Source organism: bacterium (assembly GCA_036504735.1).
Taxonomy (GTDB): Bacteria; Electryoneota; RPQS01; order RPQS01; family RPQS01; genus DASXUQ01.
The window spans coordinates 748,407-764,058 of sequence record DASXUQ010000005.1; the positions used below are offsets into that span (position 1 = coordinate 748,407).

Annotated in this window: 10 protein-coding genes and 1 riboswitch; of the genes, 7 read left to right on the forward strand and 3 right to left on the reverse strand. The window is 57.8% G+C overall.

Translation table 11 applies throughout. The annotated features are described in order from the left end of the window. Position 1: 1 nt before the first annotated feature. Positions 2-523, reverse strand: a complete 522-nt coding sequence (locus VGL38_04955) for an Rrf2 family transcriptional regulator (protein HEY3294762.1) — start codon at positions 521-523, stop codon at positions 2-4. Positions 524-1,160: 637 nt separating this feature from the next. Beyond that, positions 1,161-1,271, forward strand: a riboswitch (TPP riboswitch). A 446-nt stretch (positions 1,272-1,717) separates the two neighbouring features. On the opposite strand from VGL38_04955, the gene VGL38_04960 reads away from it, so the two are divergent. Together VGL38_04960 and VGL38_04965 are read left to right on the forward strand one after the other, a co-directional pair. Beyond that, complete coding sequence (locus VGL38_04960; GenBank protein HEY3294763.1) at positions 1,718-4,141, forward strand: TonB-dependent receptor; 2,424 nt, start codon at positions 1,718-1,720, stop codon at positions 4,139-4,141. Positions 4,142-4,243: 102 nt separating this feature from the next. After that, a complete protein-coding gene (locus VGL38_04965) occupies positions 4,244-5,695 on the forward strand; it encodes a sodium:solute symporter family protein (GenBank protein ID HEY3294764.1) in 1,452 nt (483 codons plus the stop codon). Between the two features lie 98 nt (positions 5,696-5,793). Here VGL38_04965 and VGL38_04970 read toward each other — a convergent pair whose 3' ends face one another. Continuing rightward, positions 5,794-6,105 (reverse strand): hypothetical protein, encoded by a 312-nt coding sequence (locus VGL38_04970; protein ID HEY3294765.1) that lies wholly within the window; start codon positions 6,103-6,105, stop codon positions 5,794-5,796. Between the two features lie 197 nt (positions 6,106-6,302). On the opposite strand from VGL38_04970, the gene VGL38_04975 reads away from it, so the two are divergent. Further along, entirely contained in the window at positions 6,303-9,782 is a 3,480-nt protein-coding gene (locus tag VGL38_04975; protein HEY3294766.1) for an alpha-amylase family glycosyl hydrolase, read from the forward strand. Positions 9,783-9,859: 77 nt separating this feature from the next. Here VGL38_04975 and pfp read toward each other — a convergent pair whose 3' ends face one another. Continuing rightward, positions 9,860-11,185 (reverse strand): diphosphate--fructose-6-phosphate 1-phosphotransferase, encoded by a 1,326-nt coding sequence (gene pfp / locus VGL38_04980; GenBank protein ID HEY3294767.1) that lies wholly within the window; start codon positions 11,183-11,185, stop codon positions 9,860-9,862. A 265-nt stretch (positions 11,186-11,450) separates the two neighbouring features. On the opposite strand from pfp, the gene VGL38_04985 reads away from it, so the two are divergent. The 4 genes from VGL38_04985 to VGL38_05000 all read left to right on the forward strand — a co-directional run bounded on the left by VGL38_04985 (position 11,451) and on the right by VGL38_05000 (position 15,525). Further along, the gene (locus tag VGL38_04985) at positions 11,451-12,692 is read left to right on the forward strand and encodes a DUF438 domain-containing protein (GenBank protein ID HEY3294768.1); all 1,242 of its coding nucleotides are present in this window, start codon (positions 11,451-11,453) and stop codon (positions 12,690-12,692) included. 3 nt (positions 12,693-12,695) lie between these two features. Next, positions 12,696-13,214: a DUF2249 domain-containing protein gene (locus VGL38_04990; GenBank protein ID HEY3294769.1), complete on the forward strand. Its 519-nt coding sequence runs from the start codon at positions 12,696-12,698 to the stop codon at positions 13,212-13,214. Between the two features lie 267 nt (positions 13,215-13,481). Continuing rightward, entirely contained in the window at positions 13,482-13,979 is a 498-nt protein-coding gene (locus VGL38_04995; GenBank protein ID HEY3294770.1) for a DUF2703 domain-containing protein, read from the forward strand. A gap of 73 nt (positions 13,980-14,052) precedes the next feature. After that, positions 14,053-15,525 (forward strand): hypothetical protein, encoded by a 1,473-nt coding sequence (locus VGL38_05000; protein HEY3294771.1) that lies wholly within the window; start codon positions 14,053-14,055, stop codon positions 15,523-15,525. The last annotated feature ends 127 nt before the right edge of the window (positions 15,526-15,652 follow it).

Sequence of the window (15,652 nt, forward strand, 5' to 3'; positions counted from 1 at the left end):
GCTATGCCGTCGGTTGAGTGCGGCTGATTTCCGCCTGCACCATCGGCATCATCCGCAGGTCATCCGACTCTTCGAACGACGCGGGAACTCCCTGAGTGTCTTCCGCTTCCGCCTTGGCGATCAGCACCAGCAGATCCGACAACGTGCGGTTGCGGAAAAACTCTTTCAAATGTCTCTCGGCTGTGCGCCAGAAGCCACGGATGATGCACCCGTTGGAAAGCACACAGAACTTCGGATCGTGCGCGCACTGGTTGAACTGGAGGCTTCCTTCGAATGTTTCGATCACGTCCAGCAAGTTGATCGCATCCGGTGTACGTCCCAGCATCACGCCGCCGCCTTTGCCGCGCTGAGTGCGAAGCATGCCATGACTGGCGAGCTGGGCGACGATCTTGGTGAGAAATACTCGAGGTACGTGTTGCCGGTCGGCAATCTCCCGGGTGACCACGGCGGTGCCGCGTGCCTGATGCATGGCGACGTCTACCAGCACTCGGAGTGCATAGTCTGCTTGCAGTGAAACCAACATGTCACAATCCCCTAAATCAGATCCATTTTGTCTGGTTAAATTACATAATTATTCTTACCGAGTCAAGTCTTTTCCAAACCGCCGGAAGGACTACCACTTAAAATACTCGAGTCCTTTTTCCCGGATGTTCAGTTCAAATGTTTGCTCAAAGTAATATTTAATACCGCTTTAGTGTATAGAACAGACGCTCAAAACAGCGTAAATCCCGACAGGTGCAAAATATTCAGATTTCTGAGGAGGCACGGGGCAGCAGCATACCACAATGGACCCTGCCTTCTCCCCTGTTGGGCCGCATTAACAGATCTCAAAATCTTCTAATATTTGTCCGTTTCGGGATCATATCTCACCCATAATCAAAATAATAGCGACAATCCACCGCGTTAAAGTAGACATTTCACGTCCTCTTTGACACAGCGCTTTGGAGTTGCCATTCATCTCAGGAGAACCATCTTCCGGCACGCTGACAGTCCCTCTCCTTCAAGGCGATACAAGTAAACGCCCGATGCCAGCGCGGATGCATCAAAACCCAGATGATGCTCCCCAGCGGTCATGTTCCCATCCGCAAGAGTTGCCACGGTCTCGCCGAGCAGATTGAACGCACTTGACATTCTGGCTGCACTGTTTTACATTTGAGATCACGCAACCGTAGGGGTGGTCATCACGGGGAAACCTGCACGATGGCCTGAGAGATAGACCCTTGGGACCTGATCCGGGTAATGCCGGCGGAGGAAACGGTGCGAGTCAGTTTTGCGTAACAGGCTGGATTCCGCTTCCAGTGCAAAATGGCCGCAACCGCTTTCGGTTGCAGCCATTTTTTGTTGTGTAAAACAGAGGATCGTGATCATGAACATGTTGAGAAGAGCTATCCACGTCAGCCATCCCATATCCACCTCCCAAGCAGAAATCCGCAGGGAAACCTCCTCTGCTCCCCTTTCCCCTCTTTTCCCCCTACTTCAGTGGGGGGAACACAAGAGGGGTGGGGAAAGGGGCAGGGGGATAGAGGTCTGCCAGCACAATCACAAAGGGGATAGAGGTCTGCCCCCCCGACCCGCCGACCCTTCCCCCTTAGAAAAAGAGGGAATCAGAAGGGGGTTCTGCTCTCGTCTCCTTCCCCTACTTCAGTGGGGGAAGGCCGGGATGGGGGTGGGGGAAGTTAGATGGGGGTGGCTTTTTGGCTTTTTAGCTTTTTGGCTTTTGGCTTCAACTTCCTTCGCTGCCGAGATTCGCGGAACGGTAAAGGACTACACCAACGGATATGCGGTCGCCGGAGCAATGGTGAAGTTTCCGGCTTTCAATGTGGAAACGGCCACCGACAAAGATGGCCGCTTCCGGTTTACTGACCTCTCCGCGGGAATCTATGGTGTCGTGATCTCCGCGCCGGGGTATCATATCTACAATTTCGAGCAGACCTTTGCCGACTCGGCCTCTGTTGTCAATGTCGCCATTGAACTCAAGCCGTCGGTCGCGGGAGAAACCACGGCAGAGTACTTGCAGGAACAGCCCCGCTACAACATGCCGGAAGTAACGGTCCTGAGCACACGGGCGACCACCAAGGATCCCATCACCTACACCAACATGAACCAGCGGGAAGTGCAGCAGAGCACCTACGGACAGGATCTGCCGCTGCTCTTTACCGAACTGCCGAATGTGATCGCCTATTCGGACGGCGGTAACGGTACAGGCTATTCCTATCTGCGGATGCGCGGATTTCCCCAGAGCCGCGTGGCCGTGGAAGTCAACGGTACGCCCCTGAACGACGCCGGCACCGGAGAAGTCTTCTGGATCGACCTGCCGGACTTTGCCGAAGACTTGCAGGACGTGCAGGTGCAGCGCGGTGTGGGATCATCCCTCTATGGCCCGGCCGCCTTCGGCGGGACCATCAATGTGGTGACGCGCACTCCGGGCCTCTATGACCACCCCACCCTGCGCGCGGAAGGCACCTATGGGTCGTTCAATACGCGCCGTGCAATGGTGATGTTCGAATCGGGACGGTTGCAGGACAAATACGGTATCTCCGGACGGCTGACGCGCATGAGCACCGACGGCTACCGTGATCAGTCCTGGGCGACTCTCTGGAGCTATTATCTCTCCGCCGCGCGCTTCGGCAAGACGCACACCACGCGCGTGGTGTTCTATGGCGGCCCCGAAAAGACTCACCTCGCCTATGACGGAGCCACGCTGGCCGAACTGGCGCAAAATCGCAAATACAATCCGCTGTCCTATCCCGGCGAGACCGACAACTTCTTCCAGCCGCACTACGAACTGCACGACGAGTGGAAGATTTCCGGCAAGGTGAAACTGGACAACTCCCTCTACCTGTTCCGCGGCGACGGCTACTACGACCAGTTCCGCACGGCGGGTTCTCCTTCCGACTATTACTATTCCGCCGTCTCGCCGCAAGTGGAATTCAATCTCCTGCGGCGGCGCAATGTCGGCGAGACCGATTGGGGCTGGATTCCCCGGGCGCGAATCGAGCACGGCTGGGGCGAAACTACGGTGGGCGGCGAACTGCGCATCCATCAGGCACACCACGACGGCCAGATTGTCTGGTCCGAGTATCAGCCGGCCAACACGGGTCCGGATTACCGCTATTACGATTACCGCATCCGCAAGAATGCCGGCTCGGTGTATGTGCATAACCTCTTTAATCTTTCGAAAAACCTGACCGCTATGGCGGATCTGCAATTGCGCACCCTTAGCTATCAGATGGACCGGGACCGCCTGTGGGGCGTCACCTGGAGCAAGGCATGGGCCTTTGCCGCGCCGCGCGTGGGCCTCAGCTATCAGTTCCTGACACCCGATGGCAAGACCGGAACCCCCGCGGCCAGCGTCTATGTCAATCTCTCCGAAGCCGACCGCGAACCCGCATACAATGACATCTACGACCCGCAATCCCGCGACAATCTGCCCGATGTGGCGGCCGAAAATTTCCGCAGCACACCGGGCGGTTACAAGTACATCGGTCCCGGCCTGATGCCGGAAAATATGCAGGATCTGGAACTGGGCACCAACTGGCAATGGGTGCGCGGACGGCTCGGTATAAACCTGTATGCCATGCGGATCCACGACGAGCTGATCTGGGCCGGCGGTCTGGACAATCTGGGCCGTCCGGTAATTGGCAATGCCGATCAGACCAAGCACAATGGGATCGAGGTCTCCGGCGCGTACTCTCCGGTCAATTGGGTGAACCTTTCGGGCAATGTGGCCCTCACCGATCACCGCTTTGTGCACTTCAAGGAATGGACGAGCAGCACAACCTTTATTTCCCATGACGGCAATCGCCTGGCCCTCGACCCGCCGTTCATCCTGAATTTCAAAGCGCGGTTTGACTATGAAGGATTTTTCTTCATGCCCTCCGTGCAGGCCTTGGGCAAGCAGTTTATCGACAACACCGAAGATGCCAGCACCGCCATTCCGGCCCACGCCCTCCTCAATGCGGATTTCGGTTACCGCTTCACGCATCTTGGCAGCGCGGCACAGTCGGCGGAACTTCGCTTCCGCGTCAACAACCTGCTGAACCGCACCTATGAGAGCGCGGGCTGGTGGGGCTGGACGGAGCCGGTCTACATCACCGGCGCACCGCGCGCGGTCTACAGCACCATGTCCGTGGAATTTTAGAAAATGACAAACCAAAAATGAAAAACTAAAAAGTAGATCGCTAACGTTGCGGTTTTCCCTTTTTAGTTTTTCATTTTTAATTTTTGGTTTTTGGTTTCCCCCATGCCTTCCTCCTTCCGCCTTCATCCTTTGGACATCGCCGTTCCTGCGCTGTATTTTGTGGCCGTGCTGATCATCGGCCTCGTGCAGCGTGGGCGGCGCCATGGGGTTGAAGAGTACCTGTTGATGGGCCGGAAGCTGACCGCTCCGGCCTTCATCATGTCTCTGGTGTCCGCATGGTACGGCGGTATCTTAGGGGTCAGCGAGTACTCGTACAACTACGGCCTCTCCAACTGGTTTGTGTTCGGTGTGCCCTATTATCTCCATGCGCTGATCTTTGCGATCTTCTTTGCCCGGCTCGCGCGTCGCACGAAGAACTACTCGATTCCCGACCGGCTGGAAACCGTTTATGGCAGCGGCGCGGCACGGATCGGCGCGCTGGTGATTGTCGTGATTACCATGCCCGCCGCCTATCTGCTGATGGCGGGCAAGATGACCGCGTGGATTTTCGGCTGGACTTACCCCGCCGGACTGCTGGCCGCGGTGCTGTTCTCGACAATCTACATCTATGCCGGCGGACTGCGGAGCGTGGTGCGGACGGACGTCTTCGAATTCATCATCATGTACGCGGGCTTTGTGATGATGGTGCTGATGCTCGGCTCGCACTATGGCGGCATCAGTTTCCTGCGGGCGAATGTCAAACCGGAACTGTTCACACCCCTGGGCGGACAGGCTTTTGCCGCCGTGTTCGTGTGGTACATTATTGCGTCCACGACGCTGATCGAACCACTGTTTTATGAGCGGGTTTCGGCGCTGGAAAAGGAGCGCACCGCGCTGCCGGGAATCTTGATGGCGATTGTCTTCTGGGCCATCTTCGATTTCATGACCACCACCACCGGCCTCTATGCCCGCGCCCTGCTGCCGGATCTGAAGGACCCCTCCTATGCCTTCCCCGAGTTGGCCCGGCTGGTGCTGCCGGTAGGAGCCTTCGGCTTCTTTCTGGCGGCATTGCTGGCGACCATCATGAGCACCGTAAATGCCTACACCTTTCTGGCGGCAAAGACTCTGGGACAGGATCTCATCTGGAAGGGCAGCGCCGCACGAGATCCGAATCAGGTGCAGCCGCTGGTCCGGCGCTGGCTGCTGGTGACGACCGTGGCCGCCACGCTACTGGCACTGGCGTCCGATTCGATTGTCAATCTGTGGCATGGCCTGGGTTCGATTGCCGCCCCGGTCCTGCTTCTTCCCACGCTGACCTCATGGTCGGGCAAACATGCCTATCCCCGCCGGTTCGTTGTGCTGGGAATGATCGCCTCAGGGTTGGTGTCGCTCTTCTGGCAACTCTGGCAGGTGTATATGGGCGGGACGTATCCGTTCGGGATCGAGCCGATTTACGTGGGGCTGGGGGTGTCGGGAGTGATTTATGCGGGAGGGAGGATGTTTACTAAACCTCAATCCGCGCCCGGAACAGAAGAGCGCAGCAAGCTGCGCGACTACCCCAAGATCAATCCGTAGTTGCACCACTTGCTGTGCCATGAGCAAACACCGAATACGGCGCGGGCAGGTCCATCAGACCTGCCCGCGCTGCATTTTCTTTGTGTTTGAATGGAGGATTACGCGGGCACGGATTGAGTCACCTCAAACCCTGGCGCGGATTCTGGACCGTCCGATAACGGAATGTGCATGCGCCGTTCTACGGCCACCAGATACTGCATGATTTGCCCCATGGCGGACATAATGATTCCGCCGGCTGACCCGATGATGATGACAAGCAGTCCCATCACCAGTCCCGATTGGCGTGTGACGACTTCGGCAAAAGCGCCCATCACCACCACTCCGAGGAGCACAGACATTACCACTGTGACCCAGCCGAACACCGCCATGAACTTTCCCAAATCGTTTAAGACATCAGAACGGTTTTTCACTTGCATCTTTTCCTCCTTAACCTGAGATACTCGCGCGCACCGGATAATATACTGAATTTTCACGAAAAGTCAAGTCCTGACTTGAATATGTCTTAATTAATCACATAGCATGTGAAAGCAAGATGCGGAGTTTGCAAGTGTCGAGGAAATATGGTATACTTGTAGCAAAGTATTGAGGTTACTTTCTCCCCTTCTGCATGAACTCTTTTTTTTCTGACTTTCACCTTTCGCGGCTCTCGCGTGAACGCTATCGCTTTAACCGCGACCTGCTCCTGCCGTCCGGCAGGAGGCTGCGGCCGGATACTCTGGCCGTTCAAGAACTGGCGTATCGCATGAACCTGCGGCTGGGTCCGCAGGGGCGCGGCGCCAAGCCGGGGCACGTGCAGGCGATGATTCTGCTGCAATACATCCTGCACGTGGTGGTGGAAACCTACCGCCGGCAAAAAGAGCCACAAGTGCTGGAGAAGTCCGAGCGCTGGCTGGAACAGCAGTTCTCGGCGGATACCGTGTTCGAGATGCTGCGCAGCTTTGCCGATCACTACCCGCCCCTGGTCGTCTACCGCGGCGAGCGCACCCTGCCGCAGTATCTGGAAGAAAAGCAGGATGAGGTCGACGGCAGGCACCGCCTGCTGGAACTGGCGATGCTGGTGTATCTGGCCAATATCAATCCTGCCGCCGAAACCGTGCGGGATTTGTATGATGACCGCGAGTTTGCCTACCGCGAAGCTTACCTGACACAGATCACCGCGCTGGAAAGTTTTCTGGCGACATTGCCCCCCTTCGGTCCGAAAAACCAGACACTGTTTGAATTGCTCACCGCGCCAATGAAAGCGGCTCCCCATTCGATTCTGGGACAGCTTGCCTACATCCGGGAAAACTGGGTGGAATGGCTGGGCGAAGATTTGGTTCTACTGCTGCTCTCGGCGGAAGATATTGTGCGCGAAGAGGAACAGGGCGGCGGTCCCGGGCCGGGGATTGACCCCGACTATCTGCAGCGCCTGTCCAGCCGCGCAATTTTTGAAAACACGGAAGTCGAACGCTTCAGCACGGACAAGGACTGGATGCCACAGGTGGTGCTCATGGCCAAGAGTATCTACGTGTGGCTGGATCAGTTGTCCCGCAAATATGGCCGCCTGATTCGAAGGCTCGACGAAATTCCCGATGAGGAGCTGGATCTGCTGGCGCATTGGGGCTTCACCGGACTGTGGATGATCGGCGTCTGGGAGCGCAGCGAAGCCTCGCGCCGCATCAAACACATTCGCGGCAATGTGGACGCAGTCGCCTCGGCTTACTCCCTGTATCAGTACCGGATCAGCGCCGACTTAGGCGGCGATGCAGCGCTGGATAATCTGCGGGAACGCGCCCTGAAGCGGGGAATTCGCCTCGCCAGCGATCTGGTGCCGAATCACATGGGCATTGATTCGGTGTGGACGCGAATGCATCCCGACTGGTTTATTCAACTGAACTATTCTCCATACGGTGCGTACAGTTTCACCGGACCGGATCTTTCCGACGACCCCGATATTTCGATCCGCATCGAAGACGGTTACTGGCGGCAGACCGATGCGGCGGTGGTGTTTCAGCGGGTGGACAAGCGCAACGGGGATACGCGCTTTATCTATCACGGCAATGACGGCACCAGCATGCCGTGGAATGACACCGCACAGCTCAATTTCCTGATTCCCCAAGTGCGCGAGGCGATGATTCAGCAGATTATCGACGTGGCGAAACGTTTTCCGATCCTGCGCTTCGACGCGGCGATGACGCTGACCAGGAAGCACTATCAGCGGCTATGGTATCCCGAGCCGGGGACGGGCGGCGCGATTCCGTCGCGCTCGCAGTTCGGCCTGACCAAAGATGAGTTCGACCGTGCGATGCCTGAAGAGTTCTGGCGGCAGGTGGTAGACCGCGTGGCCGAGCAGGAGCCCGAGACGCTGCTGCTGGCCGAAGCCTTCTGGCTGCTCGAAGGGTACTTTGTGCGCACCTTGGGCATGCACCGCGTGTACAACAGCGCGTTCATGAACATGTTGAAGCTCGAAGAGAACGCCAAATACCGCCAGGTCATCAAGAACCTGCTGGAGTTCGACCCGCGCATCTTGCAGCGCTTCGTCAACTTCATGAACAATCCCGACGAAGACACGGCAGTGGCGCAGTTCGGCAAAGGGGACAAGTATTTCGGCGTGGCGATCATGATGGCCACCATGCCGGGACTCCCGATGTTCGGGCACGGGCAGATTGAGGGCTACACCGAAAAATACGGGCACGAATATCAGCGCGCCTACTATGATGAGCTGCCCGATGAGGAACTGGTGCACCGCCACGAGCGCGACCTCTTCCCCATCCTGCGCAAACGGCATCTCTTCAGCGGCGCGGACCATTTTGTGCTGTATGATGTCTTCCGCAATAATGGCGAGGTCGACGAAAACGTGTTCGCCTTCTCCAATGGCTATGGAGACGCGCGGGCGCTGGTGGTCTTCCACAACAAGTATGCGGAGACCAGCGGCTGGATTCACCGCTCAGCGGCCTTCGCCGTGCCAGGTGACGGCCAGCAGTTGATCCAGAAGACGCTGAGCGAAGGCTTGGATCTGAAGCATGAGCCCGGAGTATATTACATTCTGCGGGATCACCTGTCGGGACTGGAATATCTGCGCCGCGCCACGGATCTGGCTTCGCAGGGACTGTTTGTGAGCCTGAAGGCGTATCAATGCCAGGTGTTCACGGACATCCGCGAGTTAAAGGACGATGAATCCGGGCACTGGTCGCGGCTGTGTGATGCCCTGCAAGGCCGCGGTGTACCGTCTATCGAACGCGAATTCAAGCGCGTGGTGTACGCTCCGGTCATTTCCGCCTTCGAAAAGTTCGCTTCGGCGGACCGTTTCAAATCCTTGCTGGAGTCCTCGGCATCGCAGGCAAAAGGAGCCTCGAGCGCCGCACGGGTGGCGAGCTTCGTCGAGGCGGCGCGGCCCTTCCTTGAGCAGGCAGCAGCCATCGGCGCAGTGGCAGATGTGGAAGAGAGCCTCGAAAAGCTCACTCTGTTGACGGACGCCGCGTTGTGCCTGCATGCCCCTGCGAAAAAGATGGCCTTTGACCGCACGCAGGCGCACAAGGCCGCGCGCGATCAGTTGGTGCGCTGTGTGCCCGCCCGGCTTGCCGCTTCCGAATCGTTCTGGCGCGTGCTGTGCGGTTGGCTGGCTACGATCAGTGTTCCCGATAAGCTGGATACCTGGCTGCTGTCGGATGTGCTGCAACGCACCTTCAGAGAGCTGGGGGCGACGGAGAGTCAGGCATGGTATGAGGTGGAACAGGTGCGCGTGCTGCTCGAGTACCATGAGATGGCGCGCAGCTTCGCCGCATCGCGCCGCTTCCTCGGCGTAGTCACCATGCTGAATGATCCGGCGGTACTCAGGCTGATTGGCGCGCATCTCTACGGCCAGGTCATGTGGTTCAACCGGGAGAGCTTCAATCATCTGCTGCGGCTGCTCTACGCGATGACGGCGCTGCATGCGCTGGCGGATCCGAAACCGGCGAAGACCGAGCGCGCGCGAATGCTCGCCGCGTCGTATGCAAGCTTTACGCAGGTTGAAGATCTAAGCGCGATCTCCGAGTACCAACTCGAGCGGCTGCGCGTACTGCTGGGCTATGCGGCAAAGACGGAAGACGCGAACCTTGTGACGTGAGTCGTCACCATAGTAAGATCGAACCCAATGAAAAACCCTCCGCTTCCGGAGGGTTTTTCATGTCATGCTTATTACGGCTATTTCTTTCCGTTGACGGTGGCAGCGCGCGCGGCCTCCTCGGCTTCCGATTTGACCGGAGGATCGTTGATCAGATACCGGAAGCGGCGTTCGAACTCCTCGCGGGAGAGTTTGCCGATCAGCGCCAGCCGCGCAATGGACTTGACCTCGGCAAAGTCGGCGGGCTCAAGCCGCACCATATACTGCCGCGCCACTTTGTAACTGTCGGAGTCGATATCCACCTGCCGGATCCGCAACCGGCCCGAGGACGGCTCGGTAAGATCCTCGAAATTCAACGGGATGATCTTGCCTCGGTAAATGGTAACAATCGCGCCGGTTCCGCCGTTCAGCAGATAGCGCACCGCGGCGTAGCCCAGATCCTGTACATATTCCCGGTCAAAGGGGATCGGCTCCGCACAGCGCAGCTCATAGCCGATGTCCTTGGCGACGATCATCGTGGGGATTCCGCGCTCTTTCAGACGGCGGCTGACTTCATTCTTCAGCATCCGGCCAAGGTCAATCTCCGAGAAGCGGATGTTGCCGTGGGCGTCATAGTCCAGATCCGCTACCCGCATCAGCTCATTCTTGTCGATCCGGTCCAGCAAACCCTCGGCCAGCACCGCCGTGCCGAAGGGCCGGCCCATCGCCAGGCGCTTGATCGCCGAGGTTTCGAGGATGTCGCAGATAGTCATGAAGCTGATCTTGCGGTCGCGGAATTCTTCACCGATAATGGTCAGCGTCGCCCCGGCGGCCTTGCCCATCCCCAACGCCAGATGTCCCGCCTTGCGCCCCATGGTAACCACATAATACCAGCGGTTCGTGGTCTGCGCGTCTTCCATCAGCGTTCGGACAATATCCGAACCCACATGGCGAGCCGTTTCAAAGCCAAAGGTCGGCATTTCACCCGACAGAGGCAAATCGTTGTCAATCGTCTTCGGAACGTGCGCCACCTGAAGCTGCTGCCCCACCAGTTCCGCCACCTTGTGCGCCGTAAAAGCTGTGTCATCCCCGCCAATCGTCACGAGGTAATCTACCTCGAGCTGAGTGAGGACCCGCAGCATGGCGTCCATCTTGGATTGGGAATCGGTCGGGTTCTCCCGGCTGGTCCGCAGCATGGAACCCCCGAGGAAGTGGATCCGGCTGACGGTCTCGATATCCAGATCGACCGTACGGGCGTCTCCCTTAGCCAGCCATTTGAACCCATCGTAGATGCCGATCACCCGGAGGCCGGAATTCACCGCCTCAATGGTCACCGAGCGGATCACACCGTTGATTCCGGGAGCAGGACCGCCCCCGACCAAAATGGCCAATGTGCGGCGACGGACTGTATCTTCAGGTTTTGCCATGGCTCAGAACTTTAGGAGCTGAAATGGGTGAATGCACAATGAAGGGTCTAATTTACAGCTTTTGAACGTATTATTCAAACTCTTTGTGGTATTTTCTGCCCGTGAGCTTTCTATTGCAAACACCCGAACCCCTCCGATGTTCCCGGCCAGAAAATGCCGGAATTTATTATCGGATCAAAACCGCCAGCTTCCCAGACCGTATATTGGATCTGTTCGTCCAACAAGGCAAGACCCAGTCAGCCCGTCCATTAACCGGAGCACATAGATGAGTGAATTGATTGACAATTCAAAAAAACGGAAAGATCTGCTTAAACATATGATTCTGGAGCTGCATAAGGGCGCGGCTCCCGAGGTCGTCAAAAGCCAGCTCGTCAGGCTGATGGGGCAGATTCCTTACGGGGATGTGGTGCAGGTCGAGCAGGAGCTGATTTCCGAAGGTCTGCCGCAGGAGGAAGTTCTGCGGATGTGCGACGTGCATTCGGCGGCGTTGAAGGGCCAAATTGACCTTTCCGGCGTCAAGGCGGCCCCTCCCGGCCATCCGGTGGATACCTTCACACAGGAGAACAATGCCCTTGAGGAGCTGATCGGAGATGCCGAGGAGGTCTTCGGCGAAATTGAAGCCGCAACAGAGGCCGCCAGTATAGCGGAGCCCTTCGAGCGGCTCCATGAACTGTTCGGCAAACTGTGGGAGGTGGACAAGCACTACCGCCGCAAGGAGAACCTGCTTTTCCCCTACATGGAAAAGCAGGGGATTACCGGACCCCCGACGGTCATGTGGGGCAAGGACGACCAGGTTCGCTCGCTGATCAAAGGGACCTTCGAGGTTTTCAAGCTCTCCGATGTCGTCGACGCGGATCAGGCACGCGCGCTGGTGCAGTTGTCCTTCCGCCCAGCACTGGAAGCCGTTTCGAACATGATTGTGAAAGAATCCCAGATTCTGCTGCCGATGTGCATGGACCTGCTGTCGGATACCGAATGGTATGAGATTGCCGAGCAGAGCCCGGAAATCGGCTTCTGCCTCTATGATCCATCGGTGCGCTGGGTGCCGGAGAATCTGCCCGCAACCGAAGGCGGCGATATTCCCAAAGGGAGAATTGTACTGCCTACGGGGAGCTTCGACGTCGCTCAATTGGCGGCGCTGTTCAATGCCCTTCCAGTAGACATCACCTTTGTCGACAAAGACGACACCGTGCGCTACTTCTCGCTGGGCAAAGAGCGGATTTTCCAGCGGGACCGCGCGATTATCGGACGGCAGGTGCAATTCTGCCATCCCCCGAAGAGCGTGCATGTGGTCAATCAGATCCTCGACGATTTCCGCGCCGGACGGCAGGACAAGGCCGAGTTCTGGATTCACATGGGACCGAAGTTCGTGCACATCAGCTATTATGCGGTCCGCGGAGAAGCCGGAGACTATCTCGGCACCGTGGAAGTAACGATGGATTTGACACGCTACCGCGCACTCGAAGGCGAGCGGCGGCTGCTGAACTATGAAACCGAAGAGGCCTGAGTCATGCCCGAACAGACCATCAGCATTACACCCGATGCAAAGCTTTATGACGTGCTCGCCGCTTATCCCCAGCTTGGGGCGGTGGTAAATGATCTCGTCCCCAGCTTTGCCCGGCTTACCTCGGCAACCCTGCGCGACGTGGTGTCCAGAACCTTGACCCTCGAACAGGCGGCAACCGCCAACAACTCCTCTCCCGTGACGTTGGTGATGACCCTGCGTCAGGCGGCGGGAGTTACCGAAACGGCTCCCTCGGGCCGCTCCATCGGCAATGCTCCCGATTGGGTGAAGAGCGGCGAGGTGGTCAAAGAATTAGATGCCCGCCCGCTGCTGGCGCAAGGACATCATCCCAAAGCGGAAGTGCTGCAAGAGTTGTCGGGGCTGGAGGCAGGGCAAATCTTTTTGCTGGTCACGCCCTTCGTACCCGGTCCGCTGGTGGAGATGGGCAGGCAACAGGGGCTTTCCACCTGGACACGGCAGGGCGAAGCGGGCCGGTTTGAGACCTATTTCGGCAAGTTGGACTGATGGCACAATAGCCGAAAGGGCGACACCCTGCCGCTGCGAACTTGACCCTTTCAACTGTTTGAATTATGGCCGCATAAAGCGCGGTTTGTGCAGAACGCTCTGCTTATGAAATCCCAGGAGATTCTCTTGGGATTTCTGCTTTAGACATATTGCGCTCGGGGCACTAATTGTGTATTTTGGATGGTAGCAGTCGTGATTCCAGGCAGTGCCACCGTTATGGCATTGGCCGGTGAATTGCAGTAAATTCCCTAACCGAGGTGAATTTCGGTGAAAAAATTCCTGATATTTGGTGCTCTGTTGGTGCTTATTCTGGCGGCGTGCTCCAAGCAGGGGGCTCCCCTGACGCTGGTAATTCAGTGGCAGAAGGCAGATACGGATGCCTGTCTCGCCTGCCAGAATACCGCAGTACAGGCAAAGGATATTCAGAAGGCCTTCGAAAAATTGACCAAAGAGCTGGCCGCCAAAGGCATCCGTGTCGAACTGGTGGAAAAGAAGGCCGAGGTCGATACGGCCAATCCGGAGCTTGCCAACGGTCAGATTTGGATGGGTAATGTTCCTGTAGATGGCTGGCTGAACGGCGCTGCGACACAGGGCAAAATCTGTCCGGCCTGCCCGGCAGGGCCGCGCGGCAAAGGGCATCTCCACAAGTCTCTGGTGGTGGATGGCCAGGTATATGATCCGATTCCTGTGGACCTGATGGTGCGCGCGGGTCTTGCCGCCGCGGGAAGTCTCAAGGCAAACCCGAACACTGATAACAGCCATTAGAAAGGAGCGGGATCTTCCAATGCTCCCCTTCGATACGCGTTTTGGTTTGATGGCTATTTTAGCTGTGGCATGCTTGACCGCTGTACTGGTGTGCGGCGATATTCAGCTTACCACTCCCGCCGAAGAACAACTGGTGGACAACGGCCAGTGTACGACGGCGGTGATCGCCGGGTTCGCCACGGCCAATGGCCGGCCGCTGCTCTGGAAGAACCGTGACGTCTCCCAGCCCGATCAGGAAATTGTCTATTTCAATGACGGCACCTACCCGTATGTCACCATCGCCAATGCACACGACAATACGCAGGCATGGGGCGGCGTGAACAGCGTGGGCTTTGCCATCGAAGATGCCAATAACTGGAACACGCAGGATACCGTGCCGGGTTCGGACGATGACGGCACAATTATCAAGCTGGCGCTGCGCACCTGCGCGACGGTGAATCAGTTTCAGACAATCCTCGACTCGACCCGCATTCACGGCCACACTCAGCCGGCAATCTTCGGCGTGATTGACGCTGAAGGCGGCGCATCCATGTTCGAGACCTTTGCCCATTCCTACATCCGGTATGACTGCAACGACACATCGGATACGCGCACCGGCGTGTTGGTACGGTCGAATTTCTCCTATGCAGGCACTCAAACCGGACGCATCGGCGTCTACCGGCATAACCGGGCGCAGACGTTCATCGAAAATGCGGTGGCCGGGGACAGTCTGACGGCGAAATTTATCTGCCGCACCGTGGCGCGCGATCTGCACAATGAAAACGGACTTAACCCCTATCCGCTGCCCTATCAGGGGACATCAGGCGGACTGCCGCGCGGGTGGATTTCCACCTATGGCGCAGTATGCCGGCGGTTGTCAGTTTCGGCCTGTGTGATTGAAGGTGTGCAGACCAATGAAGACCCGATGTTGTCGACGCTGTGGGCCTTCCCGATGGCCGTGCAATACGGCGTGGCGCTGCCCTTCTGGGTCGCCTCCCGCACCACCCCGCCGGAAGTAAATGGCGATTCCACGGCGCCGCTGTGTGATGTGGGCTTGCGCATCAAAACGCTGGCGCAGCATCAGCCCGGCTTCCATGACACTCTCGATACCTACATGCTGGTGGATGGACACGGTGGCGGAGTGCTGGCCGCCACGTACCCGCTTGAAGACCGGATTTTCCAACGCGCCGATTCGGCTCTGGCCGTCTGGCGCACGGCGGGACACCCGGACTCGGCAGGCATGACCACGCTTTCGGCACAGCTTGCCACGATGGCCTATGACTCCCTGCATGACTGGCCGCGCCCCGGACAGCTTTGGGTGCAGCCGCGCGCCGTTGCCGGCCTCACCGCCTACAACGTGCCCGACGTCGGTCTGCGTTTCCGCTGGGATGCTGTGACGCAGGATACGCTGGGCTTCCCTATCAGTCCGGCGGGGTACACCTTGTGGCGCAGCGATGCCAATACGGGGCATCTGGACAGCATCACCACGACCACCGCGACACAAGTCGTAATCCCGGTGCCCACTGACAGTACGCGCGGCACCTATGTGGTCAAAGCCCGGCGCTGACCGCCATCACTCATGACACATCCTAAGCAGCGGGCGTCAAGCCCGCTGCTTTTGCATATGGATATCCCGCTTGACTTCCGGTGTTGCGTGTTGTATCTTGTCTCATACGCCTATTCCTTGTGAAAGC